We start from the raw sequence: 13491 nt of genomic DNA, 5'->3' as shown, positions 1-13491 counted from the left end.
TCAATGCTGACCGATACCCAGGTCGAAAGCCAGTTCACGCGGAATCGTTGAAGATCTCCACAAGCTCGCCCGGGAAGCGTAGTCGCGTCCCTGTAGGAAGCTACAGACGCGCAGCTCGGCGCGGATCAGCGGATCAGTAGCCGCGCCAGTGGCTCCCGTAGCCGCGGGCGCCGGCCATCTTGTCCATGCCGCCGTAGACCGCGTCGCAGTAGCGCGAGCTGGCGATCAGGTTGTCGACCGGGTTGTAGATGTCGGTGTGGCCGGACAGCGCGTAGGTCCGGAAGGTCGGCTTGATCATCTGGGTCAGGCCGATCGAGGGGGTGCCGGCGGCGGCGTTGGAGTCCCAGCCGTTGGTGGCCTTCGGGTTTCCGGTGGACTCGGCCATGGCGGTGGCGTACATCGCGCGGTACGAGGGCACCGGCTTGCCGGCGGCGGACAGCACGTCGCGGGCCTGCTTGATCCAGCCGTCCAGGTCGTTCGAGTAGGTCGGCGCGGCGGGGGCGGCGGGCGCGGCCGGAGCCGCGGGGGCGGCCTGCTGCTGTGCCTCGGCCGGGGCCTGCGGCTGCTCCTGCGGCTGGTTCTGCTGGGCCTGGTCCTGCGCCGGGGCGGCCTGCTCGGCCGGGCCGGCGGCGGGGGCCTGGGCGGCGACCAGCTGCGTGGCGCCGGTGGGCGAGGCCACCGCCTGGGCCACCGGGGCCGCGACGCTCAGGACGACCGCGCCGGCGATCCCGAGGCCGAGCACCTTGTTGGGCAGCCGGTCGTAGCGTATTCGGCTCCTGCGGTGGCGGTTCTGGGTGTTCGCGGACATGGCGGAGTACCTCCGGGGAAGGGGTGGGGAGTCGGCGCCGCACCTCGGGGCGCTCTTCGAGACTGCGCGACCCCCACCCGCCCGGGCAAGCCCCGCCGCCCCGCGTGACCCACTCCACAGCGGGCCCCAACTCCCACCCCCACACCCAGAGGTGACGGCACGTCAGCCAACAGGAGGGTCTGGCTGTGAATGACGTCACCCGCGCCGAGGGCCCCCTTCCGCCGTGACCTTCGCCTCTCGACCCGTCATTTCGTCACCCTCCGGTGAAGCGGCCACCACACCGCGTCCCCCAGGTCGCGGACCAGCGCCGGCACCAGCAGCGAGCGGACCAGCAGGGTGTCCAGCAGCACGCCGAAGGCCACGATGAAGGCGATCTGGGCCAGGAAGGCGAGCGGGATCACGCCGAGCGCGGCGAAGGTGGCTGCCAGCACCACCCCGGCCGAGGTGATCACCCCGCCGGTCGCGGTCAGCCCGCGCAGCACGCCCTCGCGGGTGCCGTGCCGCAGCGACTCCTCCCGGACCCGGGTCATCAGGAAGATGTTGTAGTCCACACCGAGCGCGACCAGGAAGACGTAGCCGTAGAGGGGGACGGAGGGGTCGGTGGCCTGGAAACCGAAGACGTGCGGGAACACCAGGGCGCTGACGCCCAGCGTGGCCAGGTAGGAGAGGAGGACGGTGGCGGCCAGCAGGAGCGGGGCGAGCAGCGAGCGCAGCAGCAGGACGAGCACGGCCAGGATGCAGAGCAGCACGGCCGGGACGATCACCTTGCGGTCGTGGGCGGCGGTGGTGCGGGTGTCGTACTGCTGGGCGGTGTAGCCGCCGACCCGCGCGGAGGCCTCGGGGACGGCGTGCACGGCGTCCCGCAGCTGCCGGACGGCGCGGACGGCGGCATCGCTGTCGGCCGGGTCGGCGAGGGTGGCGTCCAGCCGGACCAGGTCGTCGACCTCTCTGACCGGGCCGCCTGGGGCACCGCCCTGGTACGGGCGGACGGCGGCGATGCCCGGTACGTTGCGGGCGGCGGCGGTGACCTGGTCCGCGCGGTCGGCGCGGGTGGTGATCACGGCCGGGTTGCCGGTGCCGCCGGGGAAGTGGGCGGAGAGCAGGCGCTGCGCGGCGACCGAGGGCTGTTCCTTGACGAAGAGTTCGGTCTGCGGGACGCCGCCGGAGTCGAGCAGCGGGGCGAACGCGGCGCAGGCGGCGAGCGCCACGAGCGAGGCGGCCCAGACCGGGCGGGGGCGGCGGCCGACCAGGGCGGCCACCCGGTGCCAGACGGGGTGGGCGGCGTCCCCGGTGCGGGTGGGGCGGGCCGGCCAGTAGGCGGCGCGGCCGAGCAGCACCAGGGCGGCGGGCAGGACGGTGAGCGCGGCGAGCACGGCGCAGACGATGCCGATCGCGCCGACGGGGCCGAGTGCCTGGTTGTTCGTCAGGTCCGAGAGCAGCAGCACCAGCAGGCCGAGCGCGACGGTGGCGCCGGAGGCCAGGACGGGTTCCAGCGAGCGCCGCCAGGCGGTCCGCATCGCGGCGAACCGGTCGGCGTGCAGCGGGAGTTCCTCGCGGTAGCGGGCGGCGAGCAGCAGCGCGTAGTCGGTGGCGGCGCCGATCACCAGGATCGACAGCAGGCCCTGGACCTGGCCGTCCACCCGGACCACCCCGTGGTCGGCCAGCAGGTAGACCAGGGCGCAGGCCACCGCCAGGGCGAACACCGCCGAGAGGATCACCAGCAGCGGCAGCACCACGCTGCGGTAGACGAGCAGCAGGATGACCAGCACCACGCCGAGGGCCACCAGCAGGAGCAGCCCGTCGATCCCTGCGAAGGCGCCGGAGAGGTCGGCCAGCACCGCGGCCGGTCCGGCCACTCCGGCGGTGGTGCCGGGTACGGCGTCGGCGAGTTCGCGGATCCGGCGGATGCTCTCCTTGGTCTCCTTGCCGAGGTCGGCGCGGAGTTGGACCACGCCCTGCACGGCCCGGCCGTCGGCCGAGTCCAGCAGCGGGGAGGCCTGCCCGGTGGCGCCGGGGACGGTGGCCGCCGCCGCGAGCGCGGCCGTGGCGGCGTCCCGGACGGATCCGTCGGGGCTGGAATCGGAGCGGGAGTCGGAGCGGGTCTCCCAGACCAGCACCACGGGGAGCGTGGTGCCGGTCTGGAAGCGGGAGGCCAGCCGGGCCACTTCGGTGGATTCGGCGGAGCGGGGCAGGAAGGCCGCGCCGTCGTTGGTGGAGACCTCGGAGAGGCGGCCTGCGTAGGAGCCGAAGGCCCCGCCGAGGCCGAGCCAGCAGACCAGTAGCAGGACGGGGACCAGGAGTCGTCGGTAGCGCACAGGCGGAGGATATCTCAATCATTGAGAGATCTCACGAGGGGGCCGGGAGGGCCGGCCGCACTAGGGTGGAAACCCCCGATCACGGAAGGCCGTCTTGTCCGAGCACTCCCCCACCCCCGACAGCCGGGCCTTCGCCCTGCAACTCCAGGCGCTGGCCGCCGAGATGAACCTGCTGAGCCATGACTTCGCCGCCGAGCAGGGCCTGCACACCACCGATGTGCAGGCCCTGCTCGCCGTCGTCCGGGCCGCCGGCGCCGAGGGGGACGCCGGGATGACGCCCGGGCGGCTGCGGTCCGAACTGGCCCTCACCTCCGGCGCGGTAAGCGCTTGCCTGGACCGCCTGGAGCGCGCCGGGCACGTCGAACGGAGCCGGGACGAGGCGGACGGCCGCCAGGTGAGGGTCCGTCACCGGCCGGGCGCCGCCGAGCTGGCGGGCAGCTGGTTCCGGCCGGTGGCGGAGCGCACCGAGCGGGTGCGGTCCGAGTTCGGGCCCGAGGAGCAGGCCGTGGTCTCCCGCTTCCTGGCCCGGATCACCGAGGAGCTGGAGGAGCTGCGGACCGAACGGCGCACCCCCGGGCCGCGCTGAGCGGAGCGGGCCGGGGGCACGCCGAGGGTCCGTCAGGAGGCGGGCATCAGCACGGTGTCCACGATGTAGACGGTGGCGTTGGCGGTCTGCACGTTGCCGCAGAGCACCTTGGCGTTGCCGTTGACGGTGAAGTCCTGGCCGCCGCCGCTGACCATGAGGTCGCTTCCCTGGAGGGTCTTGTGCGTCCCGGCCAGCGCGGTCGGGGCCAGGCGGTCCGGGGTGACGTGGTAGGTCAGGATCGAGGTGAGCTTGGCCTTGTCGGCCAGCACCGCGTCCAGGGTGGCCTTCGGGATCTTGGCGAAGGCGTCGTTGGTGGGCGCGAACACGGTGATGTTGCTCGCCGAGTTCAGGGTGTCCACCAGCCCGGCCTGCTTGACCGCCGTCACCAGGGTGGAGAGCAGCGGGTTGTTGGAGGCGGCGGTGGCCACCGGGTCCTTGGCCATGCCGGTGAAGCTGCCCGCCCCGTCCTTCGGGACCGCCGCGCAGGCGGTCCCGAACGGCGCGTCGGCCGCCATCGCCGTACCGGAGGAGGTGGATGAGGCCGAACTGGACGGTGTGGACGAGGACTTGACCGCCGAGTCGGAGTCGCTCCCGCAGGCGGTCAGACCGAACACCAGGGTGCCGGCGGCCAGCAGGGCAGCGAGGGAGGTACGGCGGGAAGTGGCGCGGATGGACATGGTCCTTGCTCCTTGGATCATCGTGACGATTCGGTTCGTGACATCGGTTCGTGACATGGGGGTGCCGTCCGGCCGGCCCGCCCCTCGGGCGGGCGGCCGCTGCGGCGGGGGTTCTCAGGTGACCCGGACCACCGTGCTGTGCCAGCCGGTGGCGCCGGACGGATAGGGGGTGGCGCGGTCCTCCGGCTGGGTGCTGCCGGTGCCGTCGGTGGCCCGGACCTCCAGCCGGTGGGTACCCGGGCGGGCGTCGCGCCAGGTGTGGCTCCACTGCCGCCACAGGTCGGGCCCGCCGTCGGCGGCGAGCGCGGCCTCGGCCCACGGGCCGCCGTCCACTCTCAACTCGACGGCGGCGACGCCCCGGTGGGTGGCCCAGGCGGTGCCGGCCACGGTGACGTCCCCGGCCGGGACCTTGGCGAACGGGGCCGGGACCTCGATCCGGGAGGCGGTCCGGACCTCGCCGGTCCGGTCCCAGCCGCGCCTGACCCAGTACGGGTCGCGGGCGGCGAAGGTGGTGACCTCCAAGTCCACCAGCCACTTGGTGGCCGAGGTGTAGCCGTAGAAGCCGGGCACCACCGTCCGGCACGGGAAGCCGTGCGCGAGCGGCAGCGGTTGGCCGTCCATCGCCACCGCGAGCAGCGCCGGCCGGCCGTCCAGCACCGAGGCGAGCGGGGTGCCGATGGTCATGCCCTCCTGCGAGCGGCCGACCAACTGGTCGGCGCCGGGGCGCACTCCGGCCCGGCGGAGCAGGGCGGGGAGCGAGGCGCCGAGCCAGCGGGTGGTGGAGACGTACGGGCCGCCGACCTCGTTGGATACGCAGGAGAGGGTGTGGTCGAGCTCCTCCAGCGGCAGCCGGAGCAGCTCCTCGTAGTTCAGCACCACCGGGCGGTCCACCAGGCCGTGCAGCCGCAGGCTCCAGCGGCGCGGGTCGATCCGGGGCACGGTGAGGGCCGTGTCGACCCGGTAGAAGTCCTGATTGGGGGTCAGGAACGGGGCGAGCCCGGGGACATCGGGATGCACCCCGGCGGGCAGCGGGCGGGCCGGCAGCGCGGGAGCGGGGAGCCGGACGGCATCCCTCAGCGCGGACACGTCGCCCCGCCGCTCCCCGAGCGTCCGGCCGCCGTAGCCGGCGGTCAGACCGACCAGCGCGGTCCCGGCGGTCGCCAGCAGCACCGTCCGACGCGACGGCCCGGTGAGCCGTGGCGTGGCGGGCCGGGGAGCCACCCCGGCCCCGGACGGACCGTCAGCACCGGCGGGGGCCGACGGAGCGGGAGCCGATGCGGCAACCGTGGCAGAAGCCGCATCGACACCCTCCCCACCGGTCGGACCGCCGGCATCCGCAGCCGGCTGCCCGTACCCCTCCTCCTCCGCCACCGCCCCGTCCCGGGCGGTGGCGGCCTCGGCGGTGGCGGCTCGGCGGGCGCGCAGCAGTGTGCCCAACCAGTACACGGCCGCCGCGCCCGCGGCACCCGCCGCGAGAGCGGGCAGGACGTCCGCCCCACCGCTCTCCGGACGGGACAGGGCGGCCCAGGCGCCGACACCGCCGAAGGCCGCGAACACCGCCGCGCCCGCCGCCGGGCGGCGCGCGGCGAGCAGGCCCGCCAGCACCGCGAGGGCCGCCACCGTGAGCAGGATCCCGCCGATCAGCACCGGTTTGTCGTTGGTGCCGAAGGTCCGCACGGCGTACTCCTTGAGCGGAGTCGGCGTCAGGTCGATCGCCGCCGACCCGACCGCCAGCACCGGCGCACCGGCCGGGCCGGTGAACGCGGCCACCAGCTCGCCCGCTCCCACCGCCGTACAGGCGGCGGCCAGCCCCACCGCGCCGGCCGGAACGGCGTACCGCACCGCGGCCGCCGTCCGCGCCGGAAGGGCGCTGCCGTGTCCTGCTGCTTCTCTGCTCACACCGGGCATTCGGGGCCCTCCCCGCCCCGGATGGGTCAGCGTGAGGGGGATTCCCTCTCCCGAGTGAAACCCGTCCCGTCGCCGCAGGTCAGGAGCAGCCCCAGCCGCAGGCCAGGAACAACCCCAGCGACGGCTCAGAACGCGTACCGGATGCGCAGCCAGGGCGCGTGACGCTCGATCAGCCCGCGCAGTTCGGCCAGCGCGAGCGCCTTGGTCTCCACCCGGTAGCGGACGTTCCAGCTGCCGTTCTGCGAGAGCTTGGGCTCCTGGAGGCCGGGCCGCCAGAGCAGCTCCTCGGCCTTCGGGTGCCAGCCCAGGTTCACCCGGTGCAGGGTCTCGTTGTGGGTGAGCATGACGATCTCGGCGGCGGCCTGCCGTTTCACCGCCATCGGGAGCAAGTCGTCCATCCGGTGCAGGAGTTCGGCCCAGTCGGCCTGCCAGCCCGGCCGCAGCACCACCGGCGAGAGGTTGAAGTGCACCTCGTAGCCGGCCGCCAGGAAGTCCCCGGCCGCCGCGATCCGGTCGGGGACCGGGGTGGTGCGGACGTCCAGCAGCCGGGCGTCGGCCGGCGGCATCAGCGAGAACCGCACCCGGGTCCGCCCGCGCGGGTCGAGCCCCAGTAGTTCGCGGTTGACCCACTTGGTGGCGAAACTCGCCTTGGCGGTCGGCCAGTTGCGGAAGGCCCGGATCAGGTCGGCGGTGTTCTCGCTGACCAGGGCGTCCACCGAGCAGTCGCTGTTCTCGCCGATGTCGTAGACCCAGGACGCCGGGTCGCACTGGTCGGGCTGTGCCTTGGTGCCCTGCTTCGCGACGTGGCGGCCGAGGTAGCCGATGATCCGGTCGATGTTGGTGAAGACCGTGACGGGGTTGGCGTAGCCCTTGCGGCGCGGCACGTAGCAGTAGGCGCAGGCCAGCGCGCAGCCGTTGGCGGAGCTGGGCGCGATCCAGTCGGCGGAGCGGCCGTTGGGGCGGGCGGAAAGCGCTTTCTTCACCCCGAGCACCAGGTCCTCGCGCTTGATCCGGGCCCACCGCTCGACGTTGCCGGCGTTGCCGTGCAGGTGCGGGATGTTCCAGTGCGAGGGCACCTCGATGACCTCGGCTGCGGGGAAGCGGGCCAGCACCTGGCGGCCACGCTCGGAGGCCAGCGCCTCGGGCTCGGCGTGGATGCGGCGGATGTCCAGCGGCTGGAACGGCCGGGGCTGGCGCGGGACGACGGCTGACACGAGGGAACCTCCGGACGGCGGGGACGACACCGCACGTTCGGAGCAGCGGGCCGTCCGGATCGCCACCGTGGCGGATTTCGTTGCCAGGACCAATCCGGCGGGCCCTCCGCACCGAAGTCAGGATGTCGAGTACGTCCGCGTCCGGCCGGCGGTCCGAACCACCGGCCCGCCGATCGCCCAGGAGGTCAGTCCGCATGCACCACCCCGCCCGGTACCCCGACCGGCACCTCACCCGGTGCCACGCCCCGGAGGCGACCGGATGAGCACCGTCGTCCACCTCAGCGGCCCGCAGCGGCGCGGCCCCGACCTGCGCGAGCTGGTCGCCAAGGTCGCGTTCGGCGACCAGGACGCCTTCGGCCGGCTCTACGACGCCGTCGCCGGGCCGGTGTTCGGGCTGGTCCGGCGGGTGCTGCGGGATCCGGCACAGTCGGAGGAGGTCACCCAGGAGGTGATGCTGGAGCTGTGGCGGTTCGCCGCCCGGTACCAGCCGGAGCGCGGCGAGGTGCTGACCTGGGTGCTGACCATCGCGCACCGCCGCGCCGTCGACCGGGTGCGCTCCGTCCAGGCGGCCGCCGATCGGGAACAGGCGGTGGCCGCCCGGGACCACGCCCCCGGCTACGACGAGGTGGCCGAACAGGTGGAGGGCCGGCTGGAGCGTGAGCAGGTCCGCCGCTGCCTCAGCTCACTGACCGAACTCCAGCGCGAGTCGGTCACCCTGGCCTACTACCGGGGGTACAGCTACCCGCAGGTGGCCGAACTGCTGGCGGTGCCGCTCGGCACCGTGAAGACCCGGATGCGGGACGGTCTGATCCGCCTGCGCGACTGCCTGGGGGTGGGAGCATGACCAGCGCACCCGAGCTGCACACGCTCTCCGGGGCGTACGCGGCGCACGCCTTGGACGATCCCGAGCGGGACGCCTTCGAACGCCATCTGACGGACTGCCACGCCTGCGCCCGCGAGGTGGACGAGTTCCTCGCCACCCTGGCCCGCCTGGGCGCCGCCGAGGCGGCCACGCCGCCCCCCGAGCTCAGGGACCGGGTGCTGGCGCAGATCCCCGCGGTCCGTCAGCTCCCGCCGCTCACCACCGAGCCCGACGGCCGCTCCTCCAGCGCCCGCGGACGCCTGCCCCGGCTGGCGCTGGCCGCCTCGGTCGCGCTGGCCGCGCTCTTCGGCGGCCTCGCCGTCCAGCAGCACCAGCAGGCCGACCGGGCCCGGACCGAGACGGCCCGGCTGGCGGAGCGTCAGGCCTCGTTCGCGGCCCTGCTCACCGCCCCCGACACCAGGGTCAGCAGCTCCTCCTCGGGCGGGGCGACCGGCACCGTGGTCTGGTCGCAGAGCCGTGGGCAGGCCGGGTTCATCGCCTCCGGGATGCCCCAGCCGGCGCCGGACCGGACCTACGAGCTGTGGTTCAACGACTCGGGCACCATGCGTCCGGCCGGCCTGCTGCCCACCGGCAGCGGCACGCTGCTGCTCAGCGGCGCGATCCAGGGCGCGAGCGGCATCGGCGTCACCGTCGAACCGTCGGGCGGCTCGCAACACCCCAGCGGCGCCCCGGTGATGCTGCTCTCCTTCACCTGACGCCACTCCTCCCCCACCCGCCCCGGCAGGGGCCATCCGTCCCCCGATCGGAGCAATCCGGCCGGGGGACGGCTCCGAACCACCGGTGAACGCCCGCCCCCGCCCTGCCCCGCAGCGCGGCGACCCACCGGAGACCACTCGTGACCGACACCCTTCCCACCCCCGAGGGCACCCGCTCCTCGCCCGGCCGCCGGGTGGCGGTGGTCGGCGCCGGGGTGGCCGGGCTGACCGCCGCGCACGAACTGGGCCGGGCCGGTGTCCTGGTCCAGCTCTTCGAGGCCGCGCCCCGGCTCGGCGGCCACGCCCACACCCAGACCGCCACCACCGCGGGCGGGCACCGGATCCCGCTCGACACCGGCTTCCTGGTGCACAACCGGCGCACCTACCCGGAGCTCACCCGGCTCTTCGGCGAACTGGGCGTGCGCACCCGGGAGAGCGAGATGAGCATGTCCGTCCGGTGCGACGGCTGCGGCCTCGAGTACGCCGGGGCACGCGGCCCGGCCGGGCTGCTGGCCCGCCCCGCACTGGCGCTGCGCGGCCAGTACCTGCGGATGCTGGCCGAGGTGCCGCGCTTCCACCGGCTGGCCCGCCGGCTGCTGGCCGACGAGCGAGCGGGCGACCCGCCGCTGCGCAGCTTCCTCGACCGGGCGGGCTTCTCGCCGTACTTCGTCCACCACTTCATGACCCCGCTGGTCTCCGCCGTCTGGTCCTGCGCCCCCGACCTGGCGGGCGACTACCCGGCCCGCTACCTGTTCACCTTCCTGGACAACCACGGCCTGCTCTCGGTGACCGGCTCGCCGACCTGGCGGACCGTCATCGGCGGCTCCCGCACCTACGTGGAGAAGATCGCCGACCGGATCCCCGCCGTGCACCGCTCCGCCCCGGTCCGGGCGGTGCGCCGCCACCCCGGCGGTGTCACCGTGACCACCGAGGACGGCCGCGAGCACGCCGCCGACGCGGTGGTGATCGCCACCCACGCCGACCAGGCACTGCGGCTGCTCGCCGACCCGAGCCCGCAGGAGTCCGAGGTGCTCGGCGCCTTCCGCTACTCCCGCAATCCCACCGTGCTGCACCGCGACGTCTCCCGGCTGCCCCGGTCGGCCTGGGCCCGAGGCTCCTGGAACTACGCGATGGCGAACTGCCGGGACGGCGCGGACCAGGTCCAGGTCAGCTACCACCTCAACCGGCTGCTCGGCCTGGACACCGCCGAGGACTTCCTGGTCACCCTGAACGACGACCGGCACCGCCCGGTGCCCGAGGCCCTGGTGATCTCCCGGACGGTCTACGAGCACCCCGTCTACACCGCCGCCACCGTCGCCGCCCAGGGCCGGCTGCCCGCGCTGTCCCAGGGCCGCACGGCCTACGCCGGGGCGTACCACGGCTGGGGCTTCCACGAGGACGGCTGCCGCTCCGGGGTGGTGGCCGCCCGGCGGCTGCTGGCGACGGGGGTCCGGTCATGACGGGGCGTCAGTCCGGACCGGCGCTCCCCGGGCCCTGGGGCGCCGCCCTCTACGAGTGCCGGATCGCCCACGTCCGCACCACCCCGCTCCAGCACGCCTTCACCCACCGGACCCACCTCTGGCTGGTCGACCTCGACCGACTCCCGCCCGTCCCAGCGCTGTTGCGCCCGCTCGCCGCCTTCCGGGCCGCCGACCACCCGGGCACCCCCGGGCTGACCCTGCGTCAGAACCTGGACGCCTACCTGGCCGGTCACGACGTCCGGCTCGACGGCGGCCGGGTGCTGATGCTCACCCAGGCCCGGGCGCTCGGCCACGTCTTCAACCCGCTCACCCTCTACTGGTGCCACGACCGTGAGGGCACGCTGGTCTGCACCGTGGCCGAGGTGCACAACACCTATGGGGAACACCACCGTTACCTCCTTCCGGCCACCCCGGCGACGGTGCCGAAGGAGTTCTACGTCTCGCCGTTCTTCCCCGTCGACGGCGCCTACCGGATGCGGCTGCCGCTGCCGGACGGGCGGCTGGACCTGACCATCCATCTGGACCGGCCCGGCGGACGGGCGTTCACCGCCACGGTGCGCGGCGTGCGCCGCCCGGCCGACGCCCGGGAGCTGCTGCGCGCCACGCTGCGGCACCCGTTCGCCACCTTCGCCGTCAGCCTGCACATCCGCTACCAGGGCATCCGCCTGCTGCTGCGCGGCCTGCCCGTCCAGCCCCGCCGAGACCGTAGCCCCCGCAGAGAGGCACCGACACCGTGACGTCCCTGGCCGACCTCCCCCTGACCCACCCCACCGACGCGGTGGACACGCTCCGCTGGCCCGACGTGGCCCGGGTGCCGCGCGCCCCGCTGCGCGCCGCCGTGGCGGGGCAGGTGCTGCGCCGGGCGGCCCGCCACCGCGGCCTGCGGGTCGAACTCCCGGACGGACAGCCGCTGGTACCGGCCCCGGACGGCGCCCCGGTGCTGCGACTGCACCGGCCAGGGCCGTTCCTCCGCCGGATCGGCGCCACCGGCCTGATCGGCTTCGGCGAGTCCTACCAGGCGGGCGAGTGGAGCTCCCCTGACCTGGTCGCCCTGCTCTCCGCCCTGGCAGCCGACCCGGCCCGCCTGGTGCCGCGCGGCACCGCGTGGGTCCGCCCGCTCTGGGCCGTCCGCCCGCCCGCCGCCGAACGGCCCGACGAGCAGCGGAGCCGGGAGAACGTCCGGCGCCACTACGACCTCTCCAACGAGCTCTTCGCCCTCTTCCTCGACCCGACCATGAGCTACTCCTCCGCTCTCTTCCCCACCATCCCCGACGGCGCCCCGGACGCCTCCTGGTCCGCCCTCCCCGGCGCCCAACACCGCAAGATCGACCGCCTGTTGGACCTGGCCGGAGTCGGCCCCGGCCGCACCGTGCTCGAAATCGGCACCGGCTGGGGCGAGTTGGCCATCCGGGCGGCCGCCCGGGGTGCCCGGGTCGAGACCCTCACCCTCTCCACCGAGCAGCTCGACCTGGCCCGCCGCCGGATCGCCGCCGCCGGCCTGGCCGACCGGGTCACCGCCAGACTCCTCGACTACCGCTCCGCGCAGGGCAGTTACGACGCCGTGCTCAGCGTGGAGATGGTCGAGGCGGTCGGCCGCCGGTACTGGCCCGCCTACTTCTCCACCATCGACCGGGTGCTCGCCCCGGGCGGCCGGGCCGCCGTCCAGGCCATCACCATGCCGCACCAGCGGATGCTCGCCACCGGCGAGACGTACACCTGGATCCTCAAGTACGTCTTCCCCGGCGGCCAGATCCCCTCCCGCGAGGGCCTCGCCGAGGCCGCCGCCCGCCACACCTCCCTGCGGGTCACCGCCGACGAGGGCTTCGGCCCGCACTACGCCGAGACCCTGCGGCTGTGGCGGGAACGTTTCACCACCCGTGCCGAGGAGGTCGCGGCGCTCGGCTTCGACGCCGTCTTCCGGCGGATGTGGGAGCTCTACCTCGCCTACTCCGAGGCCGGGTTCCGCACCGGCTACCTGGACGTCCGGCACCTGGTCCTCACCCGCGAGGGCCTCCGATGAGCCTGCCGCTCTCCCTACTCGCCACCTTCGGCGCGGCGCTCGCCGTCATGCTGGCCGCCTTCGCGGTCGGCGTCCGGACCGGCCGCCACCGGGGCGTCGACGCGGCCTGGGGCCTCGGTTTCACCGCCGTCGCGCTCACCGGCTTCCTGCTCTCGGACGGTCAAGGGGACCTCGGACGGCGGGTGTCGGCCACCGCCCTGACCGCCGTCTGGGGCCTGCGCCTGTCCGCCCACCTCTGGTGGCACGCCCGGGGCAAGGACGAGGACCCGCGCTACGCCGCCATGCTCTCCCGCGCCCCGGCCGGCCCGGCCCGTACCCGGCTCGCCCTGCGCAAGGTCTACCTGCTCCAGGCCGCGATCCTCTGGTTCGTCTCGCTCCCCGTCCAGATCACCCAACGGCTCCCCGACCCGCCCGGCCCGCTCACCCTGCTCGCCCTGGCCCTCTGGCTGCTCGGCCTCACCTTCGAGACCGTCGGCGACCACCAGCTCGCCCGCTTCCGCGCCGACCCCGCCAACCGCGGCCGCGTCCTCACCACCGGTCTCTGGTCCTGGACCCGGCACCCCAACTACTTCGGTGACGCCTGCGTCTGGTGGGGCCTCTTCCTGCTCGCCGCCGACCACCCGGCCGGCTGGGCCACCCTCGCGAGCCCGCTGCTGATGACCTATCTGCTGGCCTTCGGCAGCGGCCGCCCGATGGCCGAACGCGGCAGCACCGCCCGCAGCCCCGAGTGGCGGGCCTACGCCGCCCGCACCAGCTCCTTCGTCCCGCGCCCGCCACACTCCGTCCCCCACTCCCCTCGTGGTGGGGGTCGGAGCGGGCCTCGGTCGCGCTGACGAGAGAGAGCATGCCAACGGGGAAGGGCCGAGGGCGATGCATTAGCCTCAGGGCCTAATAGTTGACAGCG

The 13491-nt window shown here is 74.4% G+C and carries 12 protein-coding genes; 7 read left to right on the top strand and 5 right to left on the bottom strand.

What is annotated here, in order from left to right; genetic code table 11:
* Positions 1-133 precede the first annotated feature (133 nt).
* Positions 134-808, bottom strand: a complete 675-nt coding sequence (locus ACZ6ZR_RS04515; RefSeq protein WP_465639291.1) for a transglycosylase SLT domain-containing protein — start codon at positions 806-808, stop codon at positions 134-136.
* A gap of 245 nt (positions 809-1053) precedes the next feature.
* On the bottom strand, positions 1054-3123 hold the full coding sequence (locus ACZ6ZR_RS04510) for an MMPL family transporter (RefSeq protein WP_465639289.1): 2070 nt from the start codon (positions 3121-3123) through the stop codon (positions 1054-1056).
* 94 nt (positions 3124-3217) lie between these two features.
* Between ACZ6ZR_RS04510 and ACZ6ZR_RS04505 the strand changes: the two genes are divergently transcribed.
* Positions 3218-3709 carry a MarR family winged helix-turn-helix transcriptional regulator gene (locus ACZ6ZR_RS04505; protein WP_465639287.1) on the top strand — a complete coding sequence of 164 codons (492 nt, stop codon included), beginning with the start codon at positions 3218-3220 and terminating at the stop codon, positions 3707-3709.
* Between the two features lie 32 nt (positions 3710-3741).
* Here the strand turns inward: ACZ6ZR_RS04505 and ACZ6ZR_RS04500 are convergent, their stop codons facing one another.
* From ACZ6ZR_RS04500 to ACZ6ZR_RS04490, 3 genes are all read right to left on the bottom strand, one after another.
* Positions 3742-4386 (bottom strand): fasciclin domain-containing protein, encoded by a 645-nt coding sequence (locus ACZ6ZR_RS04500; RefSeq protein ID WP_465639285.1) that lies wholly within the window; start codon positions 4384-4386, stop codon positions 3742-3744.
* Between the two features lie 114 nt (positions 4387-4500).
* Positions 4501-6294 carry a molybdopterin-dependent oxidoreductase gene (locus ACZ6ZR_RS04495; RefSeq protein WP_465639283.1) on the bottom strand — a complete coding sequence of 598 codons (1794 nt, stop codon included), beginning with the start codon at positions 6292-6294 and terminating at the stop codon, positions 4501-4503.
* Positions 6295-6419: 125 nt separating this feature from the next.
* Positions 6420-7508 (bottom strand): spore photoproduct lyase family protein, encoded by a 1089-nt coding sequence (locus ACZ6ZR_RS04490; protein WP_465639281.1) that lies wholly within the window; start codon positions 7506-7508, stop codon positions 6420-6422.
* A gap of 259 nt (positions 7509-7767) precedes the next feature.
* On the opposite strand from ACZ6ZR_RS04490, the gene ACZ6ZR_RS04485 reads away from it, so the two are divergent.
* From ACZ6ZR_RS04485 to ACZ6ZR_RS04460, 6 genes are all read left to right on the top strand, one after another.
* A complete protein-coding gene (locus ACZ6ZR_RS04485; RefSeq protein ID WP_465639279.1) occupies positions 7768-8352 on the top strand; it encodes a sigma-70 family RNA polymerase sigma factor in 585 nt (194 codons plus the stop codon).
* Positions 8349-9086: an anti-sigma factor gene (locus ACZ6ZR_RS04480; RefSeq protein ID WP_465639278.1), complete on the top strand. Its 738-nt coding sequence runs from the start codon at positions 8349-8351 to the stop codon at positions 9084-9086. The genes ACZ6ZR_RS04485 and ACZ6ZR_RS04480 overlap by 4 nt, the downstream gene beginning before the upstream one ends.
* 140 nt (positions 9087-9226) lie before the next feature.
* Positions 9227-10546, top strand: coding sequence for an NAD(P)/FAD-dependent oxidoreductase (locus ACZ6ZR_RS04475; RefSeq protein WP_465639276.1), 1320 nt, complete (start codon positions 9227-9229; stop codon positions 10544-10546).
* Positions 10543-11304 carry a DUF1365 domain-containing protein gene (locus ACZ6ZR_RS04470; RefSeq protein ID WP_465639274.1) on the top strand — a complete coding sequence of 254 codons (762 nt, stop codon included), beginning with the start codon at positions 10543-10545 and terminating at the stop codon, positions 11302-11304. The genes ACZ6ZR_RS04475 and ACZ6ZR_RS04470 overlap by 4 nt, the downstream gene beginning before the upstream one ends.
* The gene (locus tag ACZ6ZR_RS04465; protein ID WP_465639272.1) at positions 11301-12587 is read left to right on the top strand and encodes a class I SAM-dependent methyltransferase; all 1287 of its coding nucleotides are present in this window, start codon (positions 11301-11303) and stop codon (positions 12585-12587) included. The genes ACZ6ZR_RS04470 and ACZ6ZR_RS04465 overlap by 4 nt, the downstream gene beginning before the upstream one ends.
* A complete protein-coding gene (locus ACZ6ZR_RS04460) occupies positions 12584-13420 on the top strand; it encodes a DUF1295 domain-containing protein (RefSeq protein WP_465639270.1) in 837 nt (278 codons plus the stop codon). Before ACZ6ZR_RS04465 ends, ACZ6ZR_RS04460 begins: the two co-directional genes overlap by 4 nt.
* The last annotated feature ends 71 nt before the right edge of the window (positions 13421-13491 follow it).

Source organism: Kitasatospora sp. NPDC088742, from assembly GCF_055584905.1.
The sequence above is the reverse complement of the archived record's forward strand: the minus strand, read 5'-3'. Positions and strand labels throughout refer to the sequence as shown.

Bases quoted from the DNA above. Each gene is read 5' to 3' on its own strand.
- ACZ6ZR_RS04500 (WP_465639285.1), bottom strand. From the start codon at position 4,386: ATGTCCATCCGCGCCACTTCCCGCCGTACCTCCCTCGCTGCCCTGCTG.
- ACZ6ZR_RS04515 (WP_465639291.1), bottom strand. From the start codon at position 808: ATGTCCGCGAACACCCAGAACCGCCACCGCAGGAGCCGAATACGCTAC.
- ACZ6ZR_RS04485 (WP_465639279.1), top strand. From the start codon at position 7,768: ATGAGCACCGTCGTCCACCTCAGCGGCCCGCAGCGGCGCGGCCCCGAC.
- ACZ6ZR_RS04470 (WP_465639274.1), top strand. From the start codon at position 10,543: ATGACGGGGCGTCAGTCCGGACCGGCGCTCCCCGGGCCCTGGGGCGCC.
- ACZ6ZR_RS04460 (WP_465639270.1), top strand. From the start codon at position 12,584: ATGAGCCTGCCGCTCTCCCTACTCGCCACCTTCGGCGCGGCGCTCGCC.
- ACZ6ZR_RS04495 (WP_465639283.1), bottom strand. From the start codon at position 6,294: ATGCCCGGTGTGAGCAGAGAAGCAGCAGGACACGGCAGCGCCCTTCCG.
- ACZ6ZR_RS04480 (WP_465639278.1), top strand. From the start codon at position 8,349: ATGACCAGCGCACCCGAGCTGCACACGCTCTCCGGGGCGTACGCGGCG.